Annotated in this window: 16 protein-coding genes; 6 read left to right on the top strand and 10 right to left on the bottom strand. The window is 52.9% G+C overall.

Going from position 1 to position 17,683, the window contains the following annotated elements; translation table 11 throughout:
• Positions 1 to 13 precede the first annotated feature (13 nt).
• Both RIN69_RS00855 and RIN69_RS00850 read right to left on the bottom strand, forming a co-directional pair.
• The gene (locus RIN69_RS00855) at positions 14 to 613 is read right to left on the bottom strand and encodes a helix-turn-helix domain-containing protein (RefSeq protein WP_313854931.1); all 600 of its coding nucleotides are present in this window, start codon (positions 611 to 613) and stop codon (positions 14 to 16) included.
• A gap of 404 nt (positions 614 to 1,017) precedes the next feature.
• On the bottom strand, positions 1,018 to 2,412 hold the full coding sequence (locus tag RIN69_RS00850; protein WP_313854930.1) for a NarK family nitrate/nitrite MFS transporter: 1,395 nt from the start codon (positions 2,410 to 2,412) through the stop codon (positions 1,018 to 1,020).
• Positions 2,413 to 2,718: 306 nt separating this feature from the next.
• On the opposite strand from RIN69_RS00850, the gene RIN69_RS00845 reads away from it, so the two are divergent.
• From RIN69_RS00845 to narI, 4 genes are read left to right on the top strand one after another with little or no spacing between them, the layout of a single operon-like run.
• Complete coding sequence (locus tag RIN69_RS00845; RefSeq protein ID WP_313854929.1) at positions 2,719 to 6,495, top strand: nitrate reductase subunit alpha; 3,777 nt, start codon at positions 2,719 to 2,721, stop codon at positions 6,493 to 6,495.
• Positions 6,492 to 8,027, top strand: a complete 1,536-nt coding sequence (gene narH, locus RIN69_RS00840; RefSeq protein WP_313854928.1) for a nitrate reductase subunit beta — start codon at positions 6,492 to 6,494, stop codon at positions 8,025 to 8,027. Before RIN69_RS00845 ends, narH begins: the two co-directional genes overlap by 4 nt.
• Positions 8,027 to 8,752 carry a nitrate reductase molybdenum cofactor assembly chaperone gene (gene narJ / locus RIN69_RS00835; RefSeq protein WP_313854927.1) on the top strand — a complete coding sequence of 242 codons (726 nt, stop codon included), beginning with the start codon at positions 8,027 to 8,029 and terminating at the stop codon, positions 8,750 to 8,752. The genes narH and narJ overlap by 1 nt, the downstream gene beginning before the upstream one ends.
• A complete protein-coding gene (narI, locus tag RIN69_RS00830; protein WP_313854926.1) occupies positions 8,752 to 9,429 on the top strand; it encodes a respiratory nitrate reductase subunit gamma in 678 nt (225 codons plus the stop codon). Before narJ ends, narI begins: the two co-directional genes overlap by 1 nt.
• Positions 9,430 to 9,476: 47 nt before the next feature.
• Here the strand turns inward: narI and RIN69_RS00825 are convergent, their stop codons facing one another.
• The 4 genes from RIN69_RS00825 to RIN69_RS00810 all read right to left on the bottom strand — a co-directional run bounded on the left by RIN69_RS00825 (position 9,477) and on the right by RIN69_RS00810 (position 13,662).
• Complete coding sequence (locus RIN69_RS00825) at positions 9,477 to 10,874, bottom strand: c-type cytochrome (protein WP_390902559.1); 1,398 nt, start codon at positions 10,872 to 10,874, stop codon at positions 9,477 to 9,479.
• A 2-nt stretch (positions 10,875 to 10,876) separates the two neighbouring features.
• Complete coding sequence (locus RIN69_RS00820) at positions 10,877 to 12,466, bottom strand: GMC family oxidoreductase (RefSeq protein ID WP_313854922.1); 1,590 nt, start codon at positions 12,464 to 12,466, stop codon at positions 10,877 to 10,879.
• Positions 12,467 to 12,493: 27 nt separating this feature from the next.
• Entirely contained in the window at positions 12,494 to 13,015 is a 522-nt protein-coding gene (locus RIN69_RS00815; RefSeq protein ID WP_313854921.1) for a sugar dehydrogenase complex small subunit, read from the bottom strand.
• Positions 13,016 to 13,200: 185 nt separating this feature from the next.
• Positions 13,201 to 13,662 (bottom strand): Lrp/AsnC family transcriptional regulator, encoded by a 462-nt coding sequence (locus RIN69_RS00810; protein ID WP_052898203.1) that lies wholly within the window; start codon positions 13,660 to 13,662, stop codon positions 13,201 to 13,203.
• Between the two features lie 124 nt (positions 13,663 to 13,786).
• On the opposite strand from RIN69_RS00810, the gene RIN69_RS00805 reads away from it, so the two are divergent.
• A complete protein-coding gene (locus RIN69_RS00805; RefSeq protein ID WP_313854919.1) occupies positions 13,787 to 14,530 on the top strand; it encodes an AzlC family ABC transporter permease in 744 nt (247 codons plus the stop codon).
• The gene (locus RIN69_RS00800) at positions 14,527 to 14,823 is read left to right on the top strand and encodes an AzlD family protein (RefSeq protein WP_313854917.1); all 297 of its coding nucleotides are present in this window, start codon (positions 14,527 to 14,529) and stop codon (positions 14,821 to 14,823) included. The genes RIN69_RS00805 and RIN69_RS00800 overlap by 4 nt, the downstream gene beginning before the upstream one ends.
• A 432-nt stretch (positions 14,824 to 15,255) precedes the next feature.
• On the opposite strand, the gene RIN69_RS00795 is transcribed toward RIN69_RS00800, so the two are convergent.
• From RIN69_RS00795 to RIN69_RS00780, 4 genes are all read right to left on the bottom strand, one after another.
• A complete protein-coding gene (locus RIN69_RS00795) occupies positions 15,256 to 15,570 on the bottom strand; it encodes a helix-turn-helix domain-containing protein (protein ID WP_313854915.1) in 315 nt (104 codons plus the stop codon).
• Positions 15,571 to 15,615: 45 nt separating this feature from the next.
• On the bottom strand, positions 15,616 to 16,176 hold the full coding sequence (locus RIN69_RS00790; protein ID WP_313854914.1) for a TetR/AcrR family transcriptional regulator: 561 nt from the start codon (positions 16,174 to 16,176) through the stop codon (positions 15,616 to 15,618).
• On the bottom strand, positions 16,176 to 16,517 hold the full coding sequence (locus tag RIN69_RS00785; RefSeq protein WP_313854913.1) for a DMT family transporter: 342 nt from the start codon (positions 16,515 to 16,517) through the stop codon (positions 16,176 to 16,178). Before RIN69_RS00785 ends, RIN69_RS00790 begins: the two co-directional genes overlap by 1 nt.
• Before the next feature lie 120 nt (positions 16,518 to 16,637).
• Positions 16,638 to 17,657 carry a substrate-binding domain-containing protein gene (locus RIN69_RS00780; protein ID WP_313854911.1) on the bottom strand — a complete coding sequence of 340 codons (1,020 nt, stop codon included), beginning with the start codon at positions 17,655 to 17,657 and terminating at the stop codon, positions 16,638 to 16,640.
• Positions 17,658 to 17,683: the final 26 nt, after the last annotated feature.

The following is a 17,683-nucleotide window of genomic DNA, read 5'->3' as shown; positions in this document are numbered from 1 at the left end:
AGCGATGACCGTTTCATTTAAGTAACTCACAATTGATCATTTTTTTTAAATCCCGTGGCGGAATACCGAATCTGTTTTTAACATCTCCGGAGAAATGCGATAACGAGGCATAACCATGCTTCATCGCGATGGCCGTCAGATTGTGCTCATCATCCATAATATCGAGAATGGCACGAATCAGACGCCAGTCACACATTTCCACTTTTGCCGTATTTCCCAACGCTGATTTACTTAAACGACGAAAATGTGAAACGGAAAGTCCGTAACGACCACCAATTTCCCGCAAAGATTTATATTCGTCCGATCGGGTTAGTAAATAATTAACTATCCAGTAGCATTCATTATCTCGAATCAACTGGACGATATTATCCATACCCTGACACTGCTTAACACTCTGGCTAATTAACCAGTATTCAAACTTTTTACGCGACAGCTCTTCAGGACGTCGGTAGCGGCTGAAACCAAATAACGTCTCCTTTTTTTTGGTCTGCCCGGCCGTGCGGCTGCCGGCATCAATAAAAGCCTGCAATTTTGCCATTGCAATAACCTTTAATTCGACCCCCTGCACGCTACCGGATTCGATCAGCACTTTTCTACTTTTTACCGCAAACATGCCCGCTTCACCGGCAGCCAGATGTAAACGAGCACAGCAATCATTCTGGCTGACGATGATTTCGCACCCTTCCATTACTCCGGCTTCAAACCAGAATAAACGCGTCGCGATAGCTGAAAGTTCATCGCCTGCGGCATAACTCACCGGAGATAAGAAATCGCCCGCATACATCGTATTTAAGTCCTTTTAGTCTGACGTCCGCTGAGAATCGACCGTTCACTCACCGCGAGAAAAGTGAATGGCGCATCTGCGCACCGATTTTACTCTGGCGCTGATTATGTCTGGTTAGTACAGGGCAAGCCTGATGAATGTTTGATTAAATATCGGCTAAGCGGGCTGGAGCGGAAGAGAAAAGGGCCAGCAAGTGTGGCCCTGAAGAGTCAATTGTGGAGTAGTGCAGGCCGTTACGAGATAGATTTACGAATATAGCACCACCAGGTAATCACGCCGCAAATCGCATAGAACAGCAGAAACAGTTTTAAAGCCCCTTCTGCCGATCCGCTCAGCGCCAGTGAAGTACCAAACGCTTTTGGAATAAAGAAGCCCCCGGCGGCACCAATAGCAGAAATAAATCCCAGCGCGGCCGAAGAGTCTGTGGCGGCTTCCTGCGCTGCCTGTTTTTCGCTGCCTCCGACCTGTTTAACCCGACGCAGCGTATCGGCGCGAATAATCACTGAGATCATCTGAAAGGTGGAACCACTGCCCAATCCGGCGGTAAGGAACAGACCAAGGAATACCACAAAGAAAGCGCCAAATGTGCCCTGATGTCCTTCACCCGGCAGCGTAAAGAAAATCAGCGTGGCGAAAATCACCATCATCACAAAATTGATTAAGGTGACTTTCGAACCACCAAAGCGATCGGAAAGCGCGCCACCGACCGGACGAGCCAGCGCGCCAATTAATGGCCCCCAGAAGGCGTAATGCAGAATGACCACATTTGGAAATTGAGTCTTGGTCAGCATGGCGAAACCGGCAGAGAAGCCGATAAAAGAGCCAAACGTAGCCAGATACAATAACGCCATAATCCACATGTGCGGACGTTTCAATACCGGCAGCTGTTGAGCCAGTGACGCTTTCGCAGTGGCGATATCATTCATCAGAAACCAGGCGGCAACGGCGAAAATCACCAGCGGTGGCACCCAGATAAATGCCGCATGTTCAATCCAGCGTACATCACCGGACGGGCTAACCTGACCGGCACCGGAAAACGAGCCAAAAATCGCAACGCTCATCACCAACGGCGCAACCAGTTGCATCACGCTGACGCCAAGATTGCCGAGGCCGCCATTTAGTCCCAGTGCGCCACCCTGCAAATGTTTTGGATAGAAAAAGCTGATATTTCCCATACTGGATGCAAAATTACCGCCAGCCACGCCACATAATAAAGCGATAATGACAAATACCCAATAAGGGGTAGTTGGTTGTTGCACCGCAAAACCTAACCAGATAGCTGGCACCACCAGAATAATAGTGCTGAAAGCTGTCCAGCGGCGACCGCCAAATATAGGAATTACAAAGGAATAGGGCACGCGCATAATTGCGCCTGCCAGCGCAGGAAGCGCCGTCAGCATAAATAACTGGTCGGTGGTGAAACTAAATCCAGCTCCGGGTAAGTAAAGCGCAACGGTACTGAATAACATCCAGACGCAGAACGACAGGAGTAAACAGGGAATTGAAATCCAGAGATTTCTGGCGGCAATTTTCTTTCCACTTCGCTCCCAAAAATTTTTATCTTCGGGGGTCCATGTAGCCAGCACACCGCGGGTGCTTTCGGCTTTAATGTCATTTTTATACGACACAGATCAATATCCTCTCAATGTTTTCTGACATGCTATTGGGAAAATTTGACCAGCTTTGAGACATCACTTTTGCCGAGTGAATTGAATTCTGGTTGATCGCAGGTGAGTTTGTAAAGTGTTCTGTGAAATTAATTTCTACTCACTTCGGGTTAGAGAGACAGTAATTTCATTATGTCGCCGACCCTTATTGAATAGTCAGCTTACGAACTGAAATTTTATTAACTGATCATGCCAAAACAACGCGTTTTATTCGCGAATGATAATAAATCGTTTTTGCAGTTATTTGATCTGTGAGGAGTGTGTCGAATGAGTAAGTTTCTGGATCGGTTCCGATATTTCAAGGAACTGGCAGAACCCTTTGCCGATGGTTATGGTCAGACGCTGGCAACCAACCGGGACTGGGAAGACAGTTATCGTCAACGCTGGCAGCATGACAAAATCGTTCGCTCCACACACGGTGTGAACTGTACGGGATCATGCAGCTGGAAGATTTATGTTAAAAACGGCCTGGTCACCTGGGAAACTCAGCAAACCGATTATCCAGAAACTCGCCCCGACCTGCCGAATCACGAACCGCGTGGCTGCCCGCGTGGTGCCAGTTATTCATGGTATATCTACAGCGCCAACCGCCTGAAATATCCTCAAATTCGCCAGCAGCTGCTGGAAATGTGGCGTGAAGCACGCCAGCAGCATCAGGATCCGGTAGATGCCTGGGCAAGCATTATTAACGATCCTGAAAAATCAAAACGTTACAAACAAGCGCGCGGGCGCGGCGGGCTGGTGCGCTCCAGCTGGGCGGAAATGAACGAGCTGATCGCCGCCGCTAACGTCTATACCGCGAAAACCTTCGGCCCTGACCGCATTGCTGGCTTTTCGCCGATTCCGGCGATGTCGATGGTTTCTTATGCCGCCGGTGCGCGCTATCTGTCATTAATCGGTGCCACCTGCCTGAGCTTCTATGACTGGTACTGCGATTTGCCGCCAGCATCACCGATGACCTGGGGTGAGCAGACCGACGTGCCGGAATCCGCCGACTGGTATAACTCGTCTTATCTGATTGCCTGGGGTTCAAACGTCGCGCAGACCCGTACTCCGGATGCCCATTTCTTTACCGAAGTGCGCTACAAAGGCACCAAAACCGTCGCAGTGACGCCTGATTATGCCGATGTCGTGAAGCTGTGCGATCAGTGGCTGGCACCAAAACAGGGTACCGACAGCGCAATGGCACTGGCGATGGGCCACGTGATTCTGAAAGAGTTTTATCTGCAAAAGCCGAGCAGTTATTTCCTGGATTACGCCCGCCGCTACAGTGATTTACCGATGCTGGTCATGCTGGATCAACGCGAGGATGGCTTTTATGTCGCCGGACGTCAGCTGCGCGCCGCCGATCTGCTCGGCGCTCTCGGTGAAAACAACAATCCGGAATGGAAAACTATCGCCGTCGATCAACAAGGCGATCTGGTTGCGCCACAAGGCTCAATTGGATTCCGCTGGGGTGAGCAAGGCAAATGGAATCTTGAACAGCGCGCGGGCAATGATGGCCGTGACGTCACGCTGCAACTGTCGCTGCTCGGCCAGCATGACGAAATCGCCAATACGCTGTTCCCTTACTTTGGCGGAATTGAAAGCGAACACTTCCGCCCGGTGGCACTGTCAGATGTCATTTCACATCCGATCGCCGCGAAACGTATAACGCTGGCTGATGGCAGCAGCGCGCTGGTTGCCAGCGTATTTGATTTAACGCTGGCAAATTACGGTATTGCCCGCGACTGGGGCGATGCAAAAGTCGACGACAGCCAGAGCGCCAGCGATTACAGTGAAATTAAAGCCTATACGCCAGGTTGGGCAGAAAAAATTACCGGTGTGCCGCAGCAGGATATGATCCGCATTGCGCGCGAGTTTGCCGATAATGCTGATAAAACCCATGGTCGTTCGATGATTATCGTCGGTGCCGGTATCAACCACTGGTTCCATATGGATATGAACTACCGTGGCATCATCAACCTGCTGGTGTTCTGTGGCTGCGTCGGTCAAACCGGCGGTGGCTGGGCGCACTATGTCGGCCAGGAAAAACTGCGTCCGCAGACCGGCTGGCTGCCACTGGCGTTCGCCCTTGACTGGACGCGTCCGCCACGCCAGATGAACGGCACCTCATTTTTCTACAATCACTCCAGTCAGTGGCGCTATGAGACTCTGAGTACGGAAGAGATCCTTTCTCCGCTGGCGGATAAAAAACGCTACAGCGGCAGCCTGATTGACTTCAACGTGCGCGCCGAACGTATGGGCTGGCTGCCTTCGGCACCGCAGCTGGATACTAACCCGCTTGGGCTGGCGAAAGCCGCCGCCGCCGCCGGTCAGACGCCGAAAGAATATCTGGTGGATGCACTGAAATCCGGCGATATCCGCTTTGCCGCTGAACAACCGGACGCGCCGCAGAACTCACCGCGTAACCTGTTTGTCTGGCGCTCAAACGTGCTTGGCTCTTCCGGTAAAGGCCATGAATACATGCTGAAATACCTGCTGGGTACCGAGCATGGCATTCAGCAAACCGATCTCGGTGAACAAGGGCGTCAGCGTCCGGAAGAGGTCGAGTGGCTGGAACAAGGCCGCGAAGGCAAGCTGGATCTGGTGGTTACACTGGATTTCCGTATGTCGACCACCTGTCTCTATTCCGACATCGTGCTGCCTACCGCCACCTGGTATGAAAAAGACGATATGAATACTTCGGATATGCATCCGTTTATTCACCCACTGTCGGCGGCAGTTGATCCCTGCTGGGATTCACGCAGCGACTGGGAAATTTATAAAGGGATAGCGAAAGCCTTCTCGCAAGTTTGCGTCGGCCATTTGGGAGTGGAAACCGATGTGGTTACCGTTCCGTTGCAGCACGATTCCGCCGAAGAGCTGGGGCAAACCGGTGATATTAAAGAGTGGAAAAAAGGCGAGTGCGATCTGATTCCAGGTAAAACCGCGCCGAATATCGCGGTAGTCGAGCGTAATTATCCGGAAACCTATGAGCGCTTTACCTCGCTTGGTCCGCTGATGGATAAGCTTGGCAACGGCAGCAAAGGCATTTTCTGGAATACCGAAGAAGAAGTGGAGCTGCTGGGCCGGCTGAATCGCCGCCATGAAAGCGGCAGCGCGCAAGGACGTCCGGTGATCAACACCGCCAAAGATGCGGCTGAAGTGATTCTGACGCTGGCACCGGAAACCAATGGTGAAGTCGCGGTAAAAGCCTGGCAGTCACTGGGCAAATTTACCGGCCGCGACCATGCCCATCTGGCACTGCCAAAGCGTGAAGTAAAAATTCGCTTCCGCGATTTACAGGCGCAACCGCGCAAAATCATCTCCAGCCCGACCTGGTCAGGCCTTGAAGATGAACACGTTTCTTATAACGCCGGTTATACCAACGTGCACGAGCTGATTCCGTGGCGCACCCTGAGTGGCCGTCAGCAGCTGTATCAGGATCACCCGTGGATGCTGGCATTTGGTGAAAACCTGATGGTGTATCGCCCACCAATCGATACCCGCAGCGCGCAGCCGTTGCTTAACCGTAAGTCGAATGGCAACCCGGAAAAAGCGCTGAACTTTATCACCCCGCACCAGAAATGGGGTATTCACTCTACCTACAGCGACAACTTGTTGATGCTGACGCTGGCGCGCGGCGGCCCGATTGTCTGGCTGAGTGAAGACGACGCCCGCGATTTGGGGATTGAAGATAACGACTGGATCGAAGCGTTTAATACCCACGGTGCGCTGTCGGCACGCGCCATCGTCAGCCAGCGCATTAAACCTGGCATGGTGATGATGTATCACGCGCAGGAACGACTGGTGAATATTCCTGGCTCCGAAATTACCGGCCAGCGCGGGGGAATTCACAACTCGGTGACCCGTATCAGTCCGAAACCGACCCATATGATTGGCGGTTATGCCCAGCAAGCCTACGGCTTTAACTACTACGGCACCGTCGGTTCAAACCGCGATGAGTTTGTCGTAGTGCGCAAAATGCGCCGTGTCGACTGGCTGGATGATGAAAACAGTGACAGTGAACAAGCGGCAGTGGCCAAGGGGACAGTGAAATGAAAATCCGCTCACAAGTTGGCATGGTGATGAATCTGGATAAGTGCATTGGCTGCCACACTTGCTCAGTCACCTGTAAAAACGTCTGGACCAGCCGCGAAGGCATGGAATATGCCTGGTTTAATAACGTCGAGACCAAACCCGGCCTCGGCTACCCGATTGACTGGGAAAATCAGGAGAAATGGAAAGGTGGCTGGATTCGCAAGATCAGCGGCAAATTGCAGCCGCGTCAGGGCGGACGACTCAGCATTTTGGCCAATCTGTTTGCTAACCCGCATATGCCGCAGATCGATGATTACTACGAGCCATTCGATTTCGATTATCAGCATCTGCACACCGCGAAGCCCGGTAAAGCACAGCCGATTGCGCGGCCGCGCTCGCTGCTGACCGGCAAACGGATGGATAAAATCCATCGCAGCGCTAACTGGGAAGACGATCTCGGCGGCGAGTTTGCCAAACGCTCAAAGGATCAAAACTTTGAGCATATCCAGAAAGAGATGTACGGCCAGTTTGAAAGCACTTTTATGATGTATCTGCCGCGTCTCTGCGAGCACTGTCTGAACCCAGCCTGTGCCGCCAGCTGCCCAAGTGGTGCCATCTATAAACGTGAAGAAGATGGCATCGTGCTGATCGATGAGGATAAATGCCGTGGCTGGCGCATGTGCGTCAGCGGCTGCCCGTACAAAAAAATCTACTTCAACTGGAAGAGCGGCAAGTCTGAGAAGTGCATTTTCTGTTACCCGCGCATTGAATCAGGCATGCCAACCGTCTGTTCCGAAACCTGTGTCGGACGTATTCGCTACCTCGGTGTGGTGCTGTACGATGCCGATGCCATCGAGCAAGCCGCCTCGACTGAGAATACGCAGGATCTGTATGAGCGCCAGCTGTCGGTATTCCTCAACCCTCACGATCCGGCGGTGATTGCACAGGCAGAGAAAGATGGTGTTCCGATGAGCGTTATTGAAGCCGCACAGCGCTCGCCGGTGTACAAAATGGCGATGGAATGGAAGCTGGCACTGCCGCTCCATCCGGAATATCGCACCCTGCCGATGGTATGGTATGTGCCGCCGCTGTCGCCAATTCAGTCTGCCGCCGATGCTGGCGTGCTGGAACAAAACGGCGTGCTGCCGGATATCGATTCGCTGCGCATCCCACTGCAATATCTGGCTAATCTGCTGACGGCCGGGGATACCAAACCGGTAGCACTGGCGCTGAAACGTATTCTGGCGATGCGCCACTATAAACGCATGGAAACCGTTGAAGGCAAGCACGATATCAGTGCGCTGGAAGAGGTCGGCCTGACTGAACAACAAGCGAAAGAGATGTATCGCTATCTGGCGATTGCAAACTACGAAGATCGTTTTGTGGTGCCTTCCAGCCACCGTGAACTGGCGCGCGATGCCTTCCCGGAACGCAACGGTTGCGGCTTTAGCTTTGGCGATGGCTGCCACGGCAGCAACAGCAAATTCGACTTGTTCAACTCTAAACGTATTGATGCGATTAACGTTGATGCCAAAACCACGGGAGGCCGCTAATGAGATCGTTACTGATACTTTCCCGATTACTCGACTATCCCGACGAGTCTCTCTGGCAGGCAAAAAGCGAACTGCTGGAAGCCGTGGATGAGCTAACAGAACTTAACGCCAGCCAGCAGGCAGTGCTGAAGCGCGTGATTGAGTGGCGTATCTCTGGCCGCCTGTTAGATGCACAGGCCGACTACGGTAGCCTGTTCGATCGTGGCCGATCGCTGTCGCTGTTGCTGTTTGAACATGTGCATGGCGAATCACGCGATCGCGGCCAGGCAATGGTCGATCTGCTGGATCACTATCGCAAGGCCGGATTCGATCTGAACAGCAATGAGCTGCCGGATCATCTGCCGCTGTTTCTCGAATTTCTCGCGCAGCTCAGCAGCGAAGAAGCCACCAGCTGGCTGGAAAGCATTGCGCCGATTCTGGCGCTGCTGGCAGCACGCCTGCATCAACGCGACAGTCATTACGCACTGCTGCTGGATCTGTTAACCCAGCTCTCCGGCAGCGACGCCAGCAGTGAAAACCTGCAACACCAGGTCGGGCAAGAGGCACGTGATGATACCCCCGCCGCGCTGGACGCGGTGTGGGAAGAAGAACAGGTACGTTTTATGGCAACCCAGCAGGGTGATTGTGGCGAGACGCGTCAGCATCAGCAGCGTTTTTCCGGCGCTGTGGCTCCGCAGTATCTCAATATTGAGCAAGCACAGCCGAAGAATCGGGAGAGAAAATAATGTCGTTCTTTAACCTGTTTTTCTTTGATATCTATCCGTATATCGTCGGTACTGTCTTCCTGCTCGGTAGCCTGCTCCGCTACGACTACGGTCAGTACAGCTGGCGCGCCGGTTCGAGCCAGATTCTCGATAAACGCTGGATGCGCCTGGCGTCGAATCTGTTTCACATCGGCGTGATCGGAATTTTTTTCGGTCACATAGTGGGCATGCTGACACCGCACTGGATGTATCAGTCGTTCCTGTCATTGCCCGCTAAACAGTGGATGGCGATGGTGCTGGGCGGCATCTGCGGCGTAACCATGTGGATTGGCGGCATGATGCTGCTGTATCGCCGCCTGTTTGTTGCCCGAGTGCGTGCCTCATCCAGCGTCGCTGATATTTTGATTCTGGCGCTGTTAATGGTGCAGGTGACACTTGGACTCGCCACCATACCTTTTTCGGCGCAGCATATGGACGGCAGCGAAATGATGAAGCTGGTGAACTGGGCGCAGCACATCGTGACCTTCCGCTTTGGTGCGTCACAATACCTTGATGGCGTGGCGCCGATCTTCCGCGTGCATCTGATCACCGGTATGACGCTGTTTCTGCTGTTTCCTTTTACGCGTCTGGTGCATATCTGGAGCGTGCCGCTGGAATTTATTACCCGCCGCACTCAGCTGGTGCGTAAAAGAGGCTAACCGCACAAAATTAACGGCATCCCCGGCGGGGGATGCCGTTTTTTTGACTATTTCTTCCGCAGACGTACGATTAACAGCAACAATAACAACGCGATAAACACTCCAGCCGCAATCAGATAATCAACATAGCGCACGATAAATGGCGCTTCGCCACCGCTACGCAGAGTTTTAACCTGTTCCGCCGAGATATCCTCATTGATATTGCCAAACTGCTGACGCACGTAGTGGGTGACGGCAGCAATCTGCGCATCATTCAACTGCTGACCGAAAGCCGGCATCCCGACATCGCTGTCACTGCTTTTGCGATGGATACCGTCGACAATGGTCATCACCAAATTTTGCGCCGTCGGGCCAGAGACCGCGCTATTTTTAGTCAGTGAAGGATAGAAATTGTCCGCTGTGCCCTGCCCTTCGCGCCCATGACAGCTGGCGCAAGCACCGTTATACAGTTCAGCACCATCGGTTGAACTGCTGTCGGCCAGCGAGGATTGATCCCCCTGTCCTTTCACCAGTTGATTTATATCCCGCGGCTCTGCTGCCTGTGCTGACGGCGTCGCCACTGGCGTTTTGATCGCCGGAATCTGTTGAATCCAGGCCGCAATGGCATGCAGATCGTCATCACCGAGATAACGGAAGCTGTGCTCCACCGCTTCAGCCATCGGCCCCGCCGCCTGCGCTTTTCCAGCCAGATGACCGGTTTTCAGGTAGCTGACAATATCATCCTGACTCCAGTCGCCAATTCCGCTGCTATCCGGCGTGATATTCGGCGCATACCAGCCGCCCAGCGGGCTACCGGCCAGATACTGGCTACTGTCTTCAGCCATCATCATATTGCGCGGCGTATGGCAGGTGCTACAGTGCGCCAGCACATCAACCAGGTATTTACCCCGATTCAGCTGTTCTGATAAATCAGGCTGTTTTTCAAACGGTTTATCACTGCGGTACAGCAGATTCCAGCCCCACATGATCTGGCGGATATTAAACGGAAAGCTCAGATCGGTATGCTCATCCGGCGCAATATCAACCGGTTTTACCGCCAGCATAAAGTAGCTGTACAGCGCATGAATATCTTCGTCAGTCAGCCCCTGGTAAGCGGTGTAAGGCATCGCCGGATAGAGATTGCTGCCGTCAGCGGCCACCCCTTTACGCAGCGCATCGGCAAACTGCTGCTCACTGTAATCACCAATGCCATATTGCTTTGAAGGGGTGATATTGCTGGCAATAATTCGCCCCATCGGCGAATCAATGGCGTAACCACCGGCAAACGGCGCGCCGTCTTCAGCGGTCTTACGGTGGCAAGCGCCGCAGTCTGCCGCAACGGCAAGATACTCACCGCGTTTTATCAGCGCCGCATCGGCAGAAGATGGCGCAGCGCTTACTGCTGCTGTGCTGCCGAGGCCAGCCAACAGCGCGGCGGCGGCGAAAAATTTACCCGTAATCTGCATCATTAAATCTCCCGATCGATGATTTCAGCCGCACGAATACTCAGTGCAACACCGGTCAGAGTCGGGTTAATCACACCGGATGCCGGAATAACGCCAGTCGTCGCGAGGAAAAGATTGCTGTGATCCCAGCTGCGGCACTCATGGTTAACCACGGAATCTTTCGCGTTATCACCCATTATCACCGTCCCCATCAAATGGTCACGGTTCTGCCAGCCGGTATTGTCCTCGACCACCGTACCGCCCATCAGGCTGACAAACTGTTTATAGTCAGCGTCGACCACCGCTTTGGCGGTTTTCACATAGTCATCCACTTCATAGTTAACCGTCAGCATCGGGATACCGAGCGCATCCTTACGGGTAGTGCTGGGACGCACGGTATTGCTGGCATGCGGCAGGATTTCAAACACCGTGGAGATATCCACCCAGCGTGCAGCCTGGTGTCGAATCTGCTTATCCAGCTCATGCCCCAACACGCCATCAGCGATCAGCCGTTGCGCGATTGTCATATTGGGCACGTTATTAGAAATAGCATGCTTAATCGCGGCGTGTTTTTTGCGGAATTCGCCATCGCGGAAGTTGAAAATACCGCCCTGCTGTACCGCACCACGCCCCGGCCAGACCGGCTCATCCGCGAGGAATTGTAGCCCCATGCCGGTGTGGTCCATCAGATTGCGCCCCACCTGATCGGAACTGTTAGCGACATCAGAAATCAGCAGCAGCTTAGGGGTTTCCAGCCCGTGGGCCGCGACAATAAAGTACTTTGCCGTCAGCCGTTTATCTTCGCCTTTTGAACTCCGAACGTGCACCGCTACGATTTTGCCATCCGCACCTTTTTCCAGCTTCCAGGCGGTAGCATCAGTCATCAGCTGCGCACCGGCATCTTCCGCATGCTGGGCATGTTTATCGCCGCTGTACATCGAGCCAATCGGGCAGACCGGCATACAGTTGTTGTTGCCGCTGCAAGCCGGACGACCGTCATAAGGGCGGGTCGCACGCGCGTTGGGCTCATGAATAAAGTGGTAACCTGCCGGGCTGATGCGGCTTTTCAGGCGCTGGAACAGATAAGTTTCACCTTCAGGCTCCATCGGATACGGCTGCGAACGCGGTGGAAAGGCGCTGCCTCCTTGCCCGCTCTGGTCGTCGGTATCACTACCGCATACGCCCATCGCCAGCTCGGCTTTGACATACCACGGTTCTAACTCGCTGTACTCCATCGGCCAGTCGCGACCCACGCCATACAGCGTTTTCAATTTCATATCATTAGGCAGATAACGCCAGCAGGCCGAGGCCCAGTGCCAGGTGGTGCCGCCCACCAGTTTCAGCATGCCGGGACGAAAATCAAACGAGCCGGTGTTTTCGATATATTGTTCGTCGTAAGAGTGGTGCGCCCACGGCTGGTTAGGATACGGCGAGTTATAGTTGGCTTTTTTCGAGGAGTTACGGAAATTTTCGACAATTTTCCAGCGCGGGATTTTCTCTCCGGCTTCCAGAATAATCACCGATTTGCCTTTACGGGCAAGGGTGGTGGCGGCATTGCTACCCAATGCACCCGAACCGATGACAATCACATCGGCATCATAGTGTTTGCTCATGGTGTTGCTCACAAAAGAATGAAAAGATTAATCGTTTTTTATCGTGGCTGGCGGCTGCGTCCAGTAATTGGTGTGCCCACGCGAATAGGTCGGAATAACCGTGGCATCCAGCGTTGGTGCATACATCAGGGCATCGGTATAAGTGACAAAGCGGGTATTATCGACCGCCCGCAGTGACACCGGCGTGCCGGTAAAGCCGAGATACCAGGCAGAAACAATTTTTTTAACCGTCTCGCTGGCGAGGTGATTTTGCATAATGGGATGACCATTAAGCTGGTCGGCGGCGCTAATATTTGCCGTGTTTAACGCGTCCACCAGCGCATGCATTTTTATCAGGAAATCGGCATCTTCGGATACCAGACAATGCAGTGCGCGGGCAGACACCACCTGACTTAATGCCGTACGACCGGTGAGTAATTTTGATAATGTATGGAACATCCCCTGGTCAGAAGCAGCGGCGGGCTGAGAAGCCCAGGACAAAACCGGATTCAGTGCCGCAAACCCGCCCAAAGCCGCACCAGAAATGAGAATCTGCCTACGTGTTATCATCGAAACCTACAATTCTGAAACATGAGAAGGTGATATATCTCACGCTCTTGTTATAGTTTTGTAAAGATTTATTAACTTTTAAAGTGTTGCAAAAAATAAGGGAAATGCGAGATTAACCAGTTGATAGTTAATGATTTTTAATTAATTACTGACAGTAATTAATCATCAGGTAACGGCAGCAGTGGTTATAACAACGGCAATTCGGTGGTCTGTTTATAACACTGCATCGGGATATCGGTTTTAATACTGGAGACGCCACGAATGCGCGTCAGGTGATTAATTTGTAGCTGGCGATAATCATCCAGGCTGGCGGTAATCACCCGCAGCAGATAATCACACTCCCCGGCCATCAGATGGCACTCGACCACCTCCGGCAGCTTCATAATTTCAGCAGCAAAATGATCCACCGTTTCAGCATCCTGCCGGGTCAGCCAGACGCGGGTGAAAATGGTGACGTTGCGTTGCACTTTGGCACCGTCAATCAGCGCCACATAGCCTTTTATCACGCCACTTTGCTCCAGCTGCTTAACCCGCCGCAGACAGGGTGACGGTGATAAACCGACCTCGCGAGCCAGGTCAATATTTTGCATGCGGCCATCGCGTTGCAGTGCATTAAGGATTTTACGATCGGTGAGATCAAGGTTCATGGCATCAGATTCCATTTTAAGCAAAAAATTAGCATTCAACTGCCAATTGATAACGAAATATTGGCATAATAGCAACCCAATTTCACAGCAAAACGCTTATAATTCAGCTCCTTCAGGAGGTGATATGAGCGATACAGATTCTGTCTGGCCGGCTGCCAGCAACATAACAAAAAAATCAGAGTTCTGGCGTGGTGTCAGAGCCAGCTTACCGGTGCTGCTGGGCGTGATTCCGTTGGCACTGGTGCTTGGCGCGCAGGCGGCGAAGAAAGGATTTAGCGCCATAGAGTTGCCGCTGATGACCGGCCTGAATTTCGCTGGCGGTTCGGAACTCGCCGCCATCGAACTGTGGACGCATCCGCCCCATATTCTGGTGATTATGATGATTACCTTCCTGATTAACAGCCGCCATATTTTGATGGGTGCCGCCATTGAACCGCATCTGCGCCATCTGCCGAAGCGTAAAGCGTTCGCCGCGCTGTTTGTGATGACCGATGAGAGCTGGGCGATGGGAATGGCCGATGCGGCTAAACGCCGTCAGGCGGGCATCGTAAATAGCTTTAGCATTCCTTACTACGCTGGCGTATCGGCTTCGCTTTATGTCATCTGGGTGGTGTTCACCACCTCCGGCGTGCTGCTTGGCCCGCTGATGGGCGATATCAGCCAGTGGGGCTTTGATATGGCGTTTCCGGCGATCTTTCTGGTGCTGCTGCGCGGCATGTGGCGCGGTTTCCGCGCGGCGCGTCCGTGGATGGTCAGCCTGGTGATGGCCGCTACAACCTATTATCTGATTCCAGGGGCCTGGTACGTTCCGGTGGGTGCGCTATCAGGAATGCTGACTGCACTGTTTTTTGTCGGGAAAAAATCATGATTAGCGGCATCACGGTACTGACAATTTTGTTAATGGCCAGCGTAACCTGGCTAACGCGGGTGATTGGCTATATTGGTTTACGTAACCGCGAGCTGGGGCCGCGCGCCAGAGCGGTGATGGACGCCGCTCCGGGTTGCGTACTGATTTCAGTTATTGCGCCCTATTTTGTCACCGATCGCCCAGCCGATCTGCTGGCCATCGTGATTACCCTGATTGCCGCCAGCCGCCTGTCACTGTTTTCTACCGTCGCCGTTGGCATTGTTGCGGCGGCGCTGCTAAGACACTGGCTGTAAACGCCTGCTGCCCGGTGGCGTTAATCCACCGGGTAATTCACCAGCCAGATTGCCAACCGCCATCAGTACTATTGTCTTGCTGACCGCGAGCCTGAATCCGCTCCATACGCCGGTCTCTCTTCATCCCACCCTTGCCGTCGGGCACATAGATTACCGGCCTGTTCTCACTCCAGACCGGCTTTTTGGCGCTATTGGCTTCGTATTGGTAAGGGCTACAGGATATGACAAGAAAACATGCGGGAAAAATCAATAAACACTTTTGCATAGGCACAGAACCTCCCTGTTTATAAGGAAGTTTATAAATAAATTGTCGCGGTCACGCCGTCAATGCTTCAGGGCGAGCGACGAGACAGAACTGCCAGGCGGTTTAGAGTAGGTTGACAGTCGACGGGGCGAAAGCGGCATTATCACGAATAATTGCCTGTCATCTCGCTAAGCGAGCGGGTGATTTTCCCGATACTGACCGGGGGTAACACCAAACTGGCGCTTAAACGCTTTATGAAAAGTTTCATGGGATGGAAAACCATGTAACAGCGCCACGGTAAGGATCGGACCGGGCTGGCTGCACAGCATTTTCGCCGCCGCAGCCAGCCTTTTTTGGCGACAGTAGGAGGCTAACGGCTGACCGGTCGCCTCACGAAACATCCGCTGAATATGCCATTTTGAATAGCCTGATTTCTCAACAAAATCATCAATTTTCAGGCGATTATCGATATTTTCATCAATCCAGATGATTAAATCAGACACGATATTTTTCCTGAACATTATGTACTCCCGTTGCTAATACCGCCGTTAACTGGCAGCCAGAGTCATGGCAATCAGCCGTGTTTCCATATGTGGAAACATTTCGCTGGTGCCGACACGATGCAGCATGCAGGCAAACCAAAGCCCGTCAGATGCTAACCTCGCCACTTCCAGCTGTGGGTCGCTGTCGGTTTGCTGATGTTGTTTCAGCCGGTTCTTCAGCCAGCTGTCCCATTTGCACGTCAGCTGGCTATCGCTGCCAAGGGTAAAACTGAGTACTGCCCAGCTATTCTCGGTGTGGCTATCAAGAAAAACCGTTCTGATATAGGCGCGACTAAAGCAGCCATACTGCTGCGGGTCGGCGGCAATAAACTGGTCAATATCGCGATCCAGCTGATTAATAATTTCATCAAACAGGCCTTCAATCAGCGCCTGTTTACTGGGAAAGTGGTGAAAAAAACCGCCCTTAGTGACGCCTGCCGCCTCTGCCACCGCGCTGACGGTAACACTGGCTGGCCCCTGTTCTACCGCCAGCCGCGCGGCGCTGATCAGCAATTGCTGACGGACATATTCCGGCTGTCGTTTGCGCGATTGCGACTTATCACTCATCAGTGCGCGACCATTTTAGAAAATCCATTGACCACCACCACCCCGGTAACTATCAGCGCAATACCGATAATCGCGGGCAGATCCAACCGCTGCTTAAACACCACCACACTAATTGCTGCGGTTAAAACAATCCCCAGCCCGCCCCATGAGGCATACGCCACCGCCAGCGGCAGGGTTTTCAGCACCTGTGACAGCAAATAAAACGACAGGCCATATAACAGCACCGTCATCAGGGACGGATAGAGACGTGAAAATTGCTCTGACTTGCCGAGAAACATGGTGCCAGCCACTTCCATGACGATGGCACCCGCAAGGGCCGTCCAGGCGAGAAAAAGATTCATAAGATTGATTTCCGATAACAGGGCAGGAAAGTTCCTGCCGGAATTTTACATACCTACCGGTCGGTATGTAAAATGCTTTTTGCTTGCCGCAATAAATTTTGACGTGAAATGATTCAGGCGTCAGCGCGGATTTTTATTCGCGCGCAGCCTGATGGAGGGTGGCAACCAGCGCTGCAGCGGTTCGGGCGAGCGCTGTTTAATCAGGTCGGTAACCATCTCAAAACAGTTCCATGCCAGCAGCCGCTCATCCTGCGCCACGGTATCAATTGGCACACAGAGGGAATCATATAAATAGTGATCGTCAAAACTGCACAGGCGAATATCACTTTCCAGCAAGCCATGCTGGCTGAGATAGCGCAGCACTCCCTCCTGCAACCCACAAGCGGCACAAAACAGGGCTTGCGGCACGCGTCCCAGGCGCGAGCAGAGATCGGCAAACAGTTCATAGCCTGAGCTGGAATGGTAATGACCATAAATCACCCACTCCGGTTGCAGTTCTACCCCGGCACGTTGCAGGCCGCGCTTATATCCTTCCAGCCGATCGCGGGTAGGTGAGATGCGCGGTTGGCCGCCGAAAAAATACAGCTCGTCGTAGCCTTCACTGGCGACATGCTCAATCAGCTTCGCGGTAGGTTCAATCGCATCGGTAATTACCAGCGGCAGCGACGATTCGCCAAGATGGCGGTCAAATAAGATCACCGGCAGCTGCTGATTTATTTTCTGGTATTCACCGTCGCTCAGCATGCTGGAGGCAACAATCAGCCCGTCGACCTGACGCTGAATCAGATTGTTAACCGCCAGAATTTCCTGGCTGGCATTCTCATCGGTACAGGCGATCAACAGCTGCAAACCATCATCACGACAAAGCTTTTCCAGCTCATGTGAAAACACCGCAAAGCCGTGGTTGGTCATTTCCGGAACCACCAGACCAATGGTATTACTGTGCGACGAGTTCAGCGCACGGGCGTGGATGCTGGGCTGGTAATGCTCCTGCTTTGCCACTTCCAGCACCCGCAAACGGGTGCTTTCGGCCACTCGCAGCTCTTTACCTCGCCCATTAAGAACCAGACTGGCGGTGGATTTGGAGACGCCGGCCAGTCGTGCAATATCATTGATGGTGACACGTTTGCTTTTATTCACATTCTGCTTAGTGATGGTGGCTCAGT

Source organism: Winslowiella toletana (assembly GCF_032164335.1).
GTDB classification, from domain to species: Bacteria; Pseudomonadota; Gammaproteobacteria; order Enterobacterales; family Enterobacteriaceae; genus Erwinia; species Erwinia toletana_A.
This window is presented reverse-complemented; position numbering and strand designations above follow the sequence as displayed.